General features: G+C 49.0%; 8 protein-coding genes. 3 read left to right on the top strand and 5 right to left on the bottom strand.

Annotated elements, in window-relative coordinates; translation table 11 throughout:
- A partial coding sequence (locus ACLTD4_RS15220) for an alpha/beta fold hydrolase (RefSeq protein WP_412331399.1) occupies positions 1-436 on the top strand: 436 nt, incomplete at its 5' end.
- Between the two features lie 91 nt (positions 437-527).
- Positions 528-1,925 (top strand): condensation domain-containing protein, encoded by a 1,398-nt coding sequence (locus ACLTD4_RS15215; protein WP_117634173.1) that lies wholly within the window; start codon positions 528-530, stop codon positions 1,923-1,925.
- Between the two features lie 141 nt (positions 1,926-2,066).
- Here the strand turns inward: ACLTD4_RS15215 and ACLTD4_RS15210 are convergent, their stop codons facing one another.
- From ACLTD4_RS15210 to ACLTD4_RS15195, 4 genes are all read right to left on the bottom strand, one after another.
- A complete protein-coding gene (locus tag ACLTD4_RS15210; protein ID WP_055659534.1) occupies positions 2,067-2,996 on the bottom strand; it encodes a nucleoside hydrolase in 930 nt (309 codons plus the stop codon).
- Positions 2,997-3,028: 32 nt separating this feature from the next.
- A complete protein-coding gene (locus ACLTD4_RS15205) occupies positions 3,029-3,874 on the bottom strand; it encodes a carbohydrate ABC transporter permease (protein ID WP_117634174.1) in 846 nt (281 codons plus the stop codon).
- Positions 3,864-4,772, bottom strand: a complete 909-nt coding sequence (locus ACLTD4_RS15200) for a carbohydrate ABC transporter permease (RefSeq protein WP_002601259.1) — start codon at positions 4,770-4,772, stop codon at positions 3,864-3,866. The genes ACLTD4_RS15205 and ACLTD4_RS15200 overlap by 11 nt, the downstream gene beginning before the upstream one ends.
- Positions 4,773-4,845: 73 nt before the next feature.
- Entirely contained in the window at positions 4,846-6,195 is a 1,350-nt protein-coding gene (locus tag ACLTD4_RS15195) for an ABC transporter substrate-binding protein (protein ID WP_117634175.1), read from the bottom strand.
- Positions 6,196-6,602: 407 nt separating this feature from the next.
- On the opposite strand from ACLTD4_RS15195, the gene ACLTD4_RS15190 reads away from it, so the two are divergent.
- A complete protein-coding gene (locus ACLTD4_RS15190; RefSeq protein WP_117634176.1) occupies positions 6,603-7,316 on the top strand; it encodes a LytR/AlgR family response regulator transcription factor in 714 nt (237 codons plus the stop codon).
- Positions 7,317-7,346: 30 nt separating this feature from the next.
- On the opposite strand, the gene ACLTD4_RS15185 is transcribed toward ACLTD4_RS15190, so the two are convergent.
- Positions 7,347-8,885: an ATP-binding protein gene (locus ACLTD4_RS15185; protein WP_117634177.1), complete on the bottom strand. Its 1,539-nt coding sequence runs from the start codon at positions 8,883-8,885 to the stop codon at positions 7,347-7,349.
- Between the last annotated feature and the right edge of the window lie 166 nt (positions 8,886-9,051).

Below are 9,051 nucleotides of genomic sequence, written 5' to 3'. Positions count from 1 at the left end.
GCTGAAAAAGGCGGACTGCACCTACACCGGTGAAAACTGGCTGGACGATCTGCTTTTCGTGACAAAACAGGTTGTAAAACACGGAGGCTCCCTCTACGGCAGGACAAATTATAATCCCCTGGTGACACCGTTCCTATTTTCCAAGTATTATTCGATTCCTGATTTAATACGGCGCCAGAAGGGCAGCCTGCAGGCAATCAAACGGCTGTGGCCTGAGCTTATGGAGGTTAATTTTGAAGGCCGGACCGAGTATGGGGCGCCTGTCATATTCGTGGAGGGGCGTCACGACATCCACGTCTCATCCGTGCTTGCAAAAGAATACTATGATACCATACAGACGGAAAAGCAGTTTCACTGGTTTGAGCACTCCTGCCACTTTCCGCAGTGGAGCGAACACGAAAAATTCCATTCACTCATGGTGGATTTACTTCAGTGATTTTTGGTTGCTTTGCATGTGTTGTCATTGACCTTCCCCGGATTTCATATATTGTAACACTTATGCAATCCCGGAAAGGCAGCGTGGCCACATGACTAATACCCTTTTTCCCCTCACCTCTTCCCAGCGCATGCTCCAGCAGGCCCTTGAAGAATTCGGCACAGCCCAGATTTTAACCATCGGAGTGTGCATTTCCTTACATGCTCCCGTAGACTTTTCCCTGTTAGAAAAATGCCTGAAAGAAGAAGTCCGGCGTCTTGAGTGCCTGCGGGTCCAGTTCACGCCGCCGAACAGAGACGGTGGAATCCGGCAGTATATTGTCCCGGAGAGTTCCCCTGACATTACATATGAAAACTTAAAGGATAAAAGCGCCCCGGAGATCAAGGCTCTGATGAATCACTGGAGCACTCTTGGCTTTGACGAAGCGGATTCCCCCCTCCTGCGTTTTGTCATGGTATCCCTTCCAGGCGGCTGGAACGGCCTTTACCTCTGTATCGATCACCGCATCATGGATTCCTGCGGACTGATTTTTATGATGAATGATACGTTCCAGCTGTACTGCCATTACCTTTACGGATCGCCGGCGCCAGACATGCCGGCGTGTTATGAAGAGGTTCTGCAGTCAGATTTACGGCGGGAACAGGATCCGCTGCGCAGGGAAAGGGACAGCGCCTTCTGGAGGCAGCTGCTGTCCGCAGGCGAGCCCATCTACACAGATATCGGCGGCTCCCGGAAACTGATGCAAAGCCGGATCAGCCACGGCCTTCCCGGCCTGCGCGCTGCCGACCGGATCATACAGCCCATGGACGGCGATATGGAGAAGTTCACTCTGCCGAAAAAGGAGGCTGCCCGGCTGGAAGCATACTGCCGGAAGCATTCCGTGTCCATGGCTAATCTGCTGCTCATGGCCATGCGCACTGCGCTGTCCTTTGCCAATGATGGAGAACCGGACATCAGCCTCCGCAATTACGTATCCCGCCGCTCTTCCAGGCAGAGCCGTACCTGCGGCGGCTGCCGGATTCACTGCTACCCCTGCAGGACCGTAGTTTTGCCGGAAGCCACTTTTCTGGATGGGATACGGCAGATAAAGGCTTATCAAAACGGCATATACCGCCACGCCGACTTCGATCCGGAACAGGTAAATGCGCTGTTTGCCGATACCTTTGGGATGCCGCCGCTTACCACCTATGAAGGAGCCGCATTGACCTGTCAGCCCCTTCCTCTCTCCTCTCCCAACCCATTTTTAAAACACATCCCGCTGAACATCGAGTGGTTCTCAAGCAGGGCGGATATTCAGAAGCTTTACTTAACGGTGATGCAGGCGCCTCAGAACCGCGGTTGGGATTTTTATTTCAAATATCAGACGGCAGAGCTGGATCGGACAGATATCACTCGTTTTTACGAGGTGCTTTCTGAGATCCTTACGCTTGGAACGCAGCATGAGACGCTTCGTACCAGAGAATTTATGGAACAGCTGGCACGCCTCTGATTTCCCTTTCAGGCTTCGCTCTGCTCTTTTGGTAATGACGGATCTTCAAAATAACAAAAGGAGCCTTCAAGCTGCTGCCATTGCAGACTTGAAAACTCCTTTTTATATTATAACAGGTTCTCCTCTTTCCGCAGCATCCATTTAACCGCTATATCCTTCCGGATGCTTCGCATGAAACAGCGCCAGCTTCGCAAAGAAGTCATCCAGGATCAGCCTGCTGTCGATGGAATGGTAAATCCGGATCGGTCTGTTCAGTTTCGTATGAACATAGGCCATGTCTTCCGTCACCAGCGGAGCCTCGACCCAGTCAAACTCAAATCTGTGCTCATATAAGAGCAGGCCAACGGCCGGGCTGTCCCCGACGACCCACGTCTCTCCGGTGCGGAAGGCGCTGTTTCTCGGCCCCTCCTCCTGCGCGTGTTCGTCCAGCTGCTGCAAAAGGTACTCTCCTATTTCCCCGTACGGAGCTACCTTATATTCCAGTTCCGCCAGTGACAGCGGCATCATCTCATAAACGTTCTTCGGAACCTGCCAGATCTCCATTTTACTCTGGAACACCACATTGGCCGCATTGATGTCATTACCCAGGTTAAACTCCGGGCCGCCGGCCGGATACCTTCCGCCGCCGATCCAGATAGCCGTCATCCGGGAAGCGATCTTCGGCTCCATGAGAAGAGCGCTCGCCAGGTCCGTAAGCGGGCCTAAGAAGATTGCGAACAGCGGACGGTCGTCGTCCTTCATGGCTTCTCTGACAATCAGCTCCGCCCCTTCACTCACAACCGGAGTCGTCTTGTCGGGAATCGCATGAGGCGCGCCGTGGAAAATCATGTTTTCCTTCGGGAAATGCATCTTGTCGAAGATAACCTCCAGTTCTTTAAAGCTCCGCTCCATGGAATCCTCATGTCTCGTTCCATAATGAGCCGCAATCATACCTGCATTTTCAAATTTCGGGCTAAGCAGCGCCTGAACGATCGCAAACTGGTCGTCCGCCTCGTTCTTAGCATCGGTATTCACGATCAGCCTTACAATCTTTTCTTCCGGTACGTGAAACTTATAATCTGTATATCTCATTCGCGTTCCCTCTCATCATTATTATTGTTAAATTATCCCTTTACCGCGCCATTCGTAAGTCCTGATACAAAGTATTTCTGGAAATACCCGAATACCAGCATCAGCGGTAGGGTGACCATGCAGATTCCCGCGGTGTACTGTCCCCATTCGACGCCCATCTCCGTCTTGAAATTCAGAAGGCCGACGGGAAGTGTCTTAATCAGCGCGTTGGAGGCCGTCGTAATGTTGGCCCACATCAGTTCACCCCAGTTTCCGATAAAGGTGAACACGATGATGGTCGCAATCGCCGGCTTCACCAGCGGAAGCATAATATGGAAAAACGCCTCGAATTCCGTACAGCCGTCGATTCGCCCGCTCTCGATCAGTTCCTCGGGTATGGTCTCAAAGTACTGCTTGATGATATACATGGAAAATGGAATCTGCCATGCAATATAAGGCAGAATCAGGCTGATTCTTCCGCCCGTCAGATGCATCCTGCTCATCATGGAATAGAGGGAGATGTAGATCGCAATGCCGGGAATAAAGTTAAACACCATAAACACATCCATGATCAGGTTTGCCTTCGGTATATATAATTTCGCCAGCGCATATCCGCCAAGCAGTGAAACAATCGTGGTAACCGCTACGGAAACTCCGGTGACCACTACACTGTTTCCAAAATAGGTACCCAGTTTTCCCACACTCCACGCCTTGGCGTAGTTCATGATCTCCACGTTCTGTGGAAGGCCGAACAGGTTTACGAAGAACTCTTTATTTGATTTAAAAGATGTAAAAAACATGAATAAGATCGGGTAGGCAACCACGACGGTGTAAATGCCCAGAACAGTATAGGCAAGCACCTTCATCCATTTATTCATGCCGAACATTCTATCGCTCATAGTTACCTCCTCTTACCAGCTTCTTGACCACAACCATGCCGATTAAAACAATGACAACAAAAATCATACTCATGGCGGAACCATAACCGTAATTGTTAAATGAGAACGAGTTCTGAAGAATCCATAACGGCATAACGGTCGTTGACTTGGCCGGTCCGCCATTGGTAAGTGCTACTACAGTATCGTAAATCTTAAGACCGCTCATAACTGCAAATATTGTGGAAAGCTGGACAAACGCCATGATAAGCGGCAGGATAATCTTCTTAAAGATCTGGAAATCCGTCGCCCCATCCAGTCTTGCAGACTCGATTAAGGAGTTGTCGATTCCCTGCATACCGGCAAAGCAGAGCACCATGGTAAGTCCTACCTGCTTCCAGGCCGATACGAACAGAATACAGTTGAGCGCCGTCCCCTTGTTGGTCAGCCACGCATGCTGCAGATTTTCCAGGCCGAGAGTACCCAGGATATTATTTAAAATACCGATCTCCGGCTCATAGACGAACGCAAAGATCAGGGCAGTGATGACGGCCGGAATCATGCTGGGTGAAAAGAGGATGGTACGGAAGAAGCCGCCCCATTTTTTCCCTACATAAAGAAGCAGCCATGCCATAAGAACACCTATGATCACGCTGAAAAACGCCGATGCCACACCGAGATAAACGCTGTTCCTGATGGCCAGGAGGAACGTCTTATCGCGGAACGCGGAAAAATAATTCTTCAAACCAAGAAACGTTCTCGGTCCAAAACCGCTCCACTCCTGAAATGACAGAATGAAACTGTCAAAAAACGGGATGACGGCAAATATAAGATAGATCACAATAGCAGGCGTCAGGAATGCAAAGCCTGCAACCATATATTTTTTCTCGATATTGCTCATTTTTCTCTTTGATTTCTGCATACTCTATACCTCAATGTAAGGAAAAAGGGAGCGCTGTCAGCACTCCCTTATCAGCGCGTATTTACTGCTTTCCTTATTCGCCTTTCACGGTTGCCTGCTTTAAATCTTCCAGCTGCTCCAGTGTGTCTTCCACGCTGGTTCCTGTGCAGACCATGCCGACCATATCATTCTGAAGGAAGGAATTGATCTCGGAAGAAAGTCCCTGCATCTGCTTGTACCCGACTACATTGTCGCCTACCGTGGTTGCAAGAAGGTCTTTTAAGATTTCGCTGTCCACCTTATCCTGCATGGAGATAGTAGCTGGCAGTCTTCCGCTCTTGATGATCTCTTCGATGCCTGCGTCGCTGGTATAGTACTTCATGAAACGGACCGCTTCCTCCGGATGCTTTGCATTGGCCGGAATGAACAGTGCGTTTGTTACCGTGTTAAGTGCATACTTTCCGCCTTCTGCTACGTATGGGAATGGAAGGATGCCAACTTCAAATTCACTGTTCTTGATGTATTCGCCTGCGTTGGAGCCTGCGTCAAACAGCATGGCTACCTTGCCCTGATACCACGCCGCCTGAGTCTGGTCCTTGGTGGAGGTTAAAGCACCCTCGCCCGGATACCAGTAGCCTGCATCGTAAACGGATTTCCAGTTTTCAAGACATTTCTTTAAGCCTTCGCACTGTGTAAAGTCGCCTTTGCCTGCCACGTATTCTTCCAGCGTTCCGTCATTGGCCATATACTGGTATGCGAACTGAAGCAGCTGGTGGTTCTGGCCGTTCCAGTTGCCTACGCCGTATACACCGTTGTCCTTGAACACTTTACATGCTTCTACAAATTCGTCCCATGTCTTCGGAAGCTCTACATTATACTGAGTAAATAAATCCTTGTTATAGAAAATGGTCTCGATAACCGGCTGGTAGCTTACGGCGTAGTACTTACCGTCAACCATGCCTGCGTCTATGTATGCCGGAACAAATGTATCTTTCCACTCATTGTTGTTTTCTGTTAAGTATGGAGTTATGTCGTATGCCATGTTGTCATCTGTAAATGCATTGATCTGGCTTCCCCAGAAGAAGCTTACGTCGACCGGATCACCGGAAGCGATGCCTGTCTTGATGATCTGCTCCGCGTTATCGAAGTCTACCGGTACGATCTCAACCTTAATATCCGGGTTCTCTGACTGGAAGCCCGCTACGATATTCTGGTTGTACTCGGAATCGGATCCGTAGAAACGAATGGTCGTTACCTCTCCGCTCTTCGCCGCCTCTGTGGCAGTGTCTCCTGCTGCTGAAGTATCTCCTGCTGCAGTGGTATCTCCCGCCGTAGTTGCTGCGCTTTCCTTTGCCGTCGTACCTGAACTTGAACTGCCACACCCCGTTACCATGATCCCCGCTGCCAGGGCAACTGTAAGAACTGCTGTTAATTTCCTTTTCACGATTCTCCTCCTTGTTAAACACTATTGAATTTTTATTTAATTAACAATTAAATTATATTTAAAATATACACTAGGAATTAAGTTTTGTCAATATGATTTTACTAAATTTTACAATCTTTCTGATGTTTTTCTCTCTGCCTTCTCTCTTTTACCCTATGGGCTGCCGGATACATTTCAAATACTTCATGAAAAGCATTGAATCTGTGTTTAATTATTTAATTTTTCATCTGAATCGGCCTCGTTTCCTGCCTATGATAGTTTAATACATAGTGCACAACTATGGATGAGGAAATACTTTCCAACTTTTCGTTACATTTCCACGACTACTCATGACGCAGGCTTTGCATCCCCGCACTGCATATGATAAAATCATGGAAGTGCAGATACGGATTTATAAGGAGGGTATTATGCTGCAGCTTGGGATTTGCGACGACGATAAACATATGCTTACATATCTAACAAAACTATGTTCCGGAATTCTTCCTGAAGCCGGTATTGAAGCATTTCATAATGGTATGGATCTATTAAGCTCCTCGACAGAGTTCGATATCATTCTAATGGATATAAGTATGGGGAAAATGAATGGACTGGAGACGATCAAGCAGCTGCGCAGCCGGACTCCTTCGCGCACGCCTCACCGCCCTGCCGTCATATTTATTACTGCATACGACGATTATGTGTTTGACGCTTTTGACTTATTTGCCTTCCAGTATCTTTTAAAGCCCCTGGATGAAGAGAAATTTGAGAAGATTCTTAAAATGGCCGCGGCAGAATGTGAAGAACATACTGATGAGAAGGCTCTTTTTTTCCACACGAAAACCGATCATATCCGGGTCTGTCCGAGCCAGATATTCTATGTAGAGAGCAATCTGAGAAAAGTAGTCATCCACACGGAAAAAGAAGCGTTTGAGATCTATGCCACCATGAATGATCTGGAAAAGCATTTAGGCAGCCGTTTCTACCGCTGCCACCGGGGATTTCTGGTGAATCTGGAGAAGATCAACAGCTATAACCGCCAGACGATCCGGCTGACGGACGGAAGCAGCCTGCTGCTGTCGAAGACGAGATATTCTGAATTCGTTGACACCTATATGCATTTTTTAAAACGGGGAGAGCAGTAACAGGCCGGGCGATATTGCCCCGGCCTGTTTTTATTCCGCTTTCCATACCCGCTGCAGCATCACGGTTAAATAGAAGCGTTCCTCACTGTAGCGGTAATCTGCTGTGCCGAAATATTTCTCCGCACACCGTCTGATATTCTGAAATCCCAGTCCGTGTTCAAAGGGATCTTCCTTCCTCGTCATCAGGAAGCGTTCTCTCTCCCCATGCTTTAAAATCCCGTCAAAGGTATTGGTAATTTCCATAAAAAACACGTTGTTTTTGCAGTATGCCTCAATCTGAATGGAGAGCGGCGCCTCCGGATTCTTCTCCTTCAGCCGTTCGCACGCCTCCAGCGCATTGTTCAGTGCGTTATTTAAAATAATGCTGATATCAAATGCGCTGATGCGGTACGCTTCCGGGAAACGAAAGGAGCAGGTGAACTGAGCACCCAGACTGCGTGCCTGCCGGTACTTCTCGTTGATCACCACATCAGTCACCGGATTTCCGGTGTGGTAGACTGCATTCATCCGGTCGAGGGCTTCTCCGATCCCCGAGAAATACGCGCCCAGCCCCTCCGGATCGTCTTCCACCCGGATCCCCCTGCTGCTCAGCAGGCTTCTGATATCGAACAGATAGTTCTGCATATCATGTTTCATGGAACGGATTCCGGTGTAGAGCCGCTCGATATCCTGAATATGCCCTTCCATCTGCTCCACCTGATTCTCCAGCATGTCCGCCTTTCCTTTTTCCTCGCCGAAAACCAGAAGCTGTTCATAGATATCGCACGAATACAGAACCGCCGCCATGAGGCCCAGCGTCAGCGCGGGAATCAGCAGATAAAACGCGGGGCCGTACCATTTTACAAGCTCCACGGCCGCGGTCTCGAACAAAACCTGTTTAATAAAGTTTATGAAAATATAGAAGGATATCCCTGCGCCCGCCGGAAGGAGCAAAAAGACCACTTCCTTCCATTTCATCTCCCACGTGCGCCGTTTTAGCTTCACGGCCAGACAGCGGCTGGAGATCAGAATCAGAACACAGGCCACGGCCAGACTTATGAAAAAGACACTGTTGTATAGAACCGCCCGAAGAAAACTGTCCGGGTACGGCAGCCCCGTAAAAAACGGACACGTATAGAATATAAGGACCGGCAGTTCTCTGCCCCCAGGCGGCAGCTCCGCGTGCAGCGCCATTTGAAACAGAATGTAGCCCAGATGCTCCATTGTCTGCATCGTCAGAAGGTAAAACGTACAGAAGGTCACTGCCAGATAGAGCTTCGCAGCCGCCGGTCCCTTGTAGAAGACCGAACATAAGAGCAGCAGAATCACGGGGTACCACAGCAGCCAGGTTCCCGGAACCGACCATTGAAGCCCCGGCTCCCACCCGATTACCATTGCAGTGACAAGATGAATAAGAAATGGGATGGCAGCCGCAGTCAGCCATGGCCAGCCAAAGCGGGGCTTTAACAGGCGGTTCAGCAGGAAAATGAGCCCCACACCGGCCGCGGCCGGATAGAGCAGGTTCAGCAGCCCCCAGGAGGAGGAGATTATCTTTTCCGATATTAGATTTTCGAATATGAACGTACTCAATTTGATGCTCCTCTCCGTTGAGTTTTTACTTAGTTGGGTTTTTAGTTAGTTGGGTTTTTAGTTAGTTGGGTTCTTAGTTAGACAGCCAGTTGCATTCACACAGCCGCCTCCCTTTAATCTATCACAAAAAAACAGTTTTAGACAGAGAGATTATAGTAAAAGGGAT

The organism is Hungatella sp., from assembly GCF_046966825.1.
The sequence above is the reverse complement of the archived record's forward strand: the minus strand, read 5'-3'. Positions and strand labels throughout refer to the sequence as shown.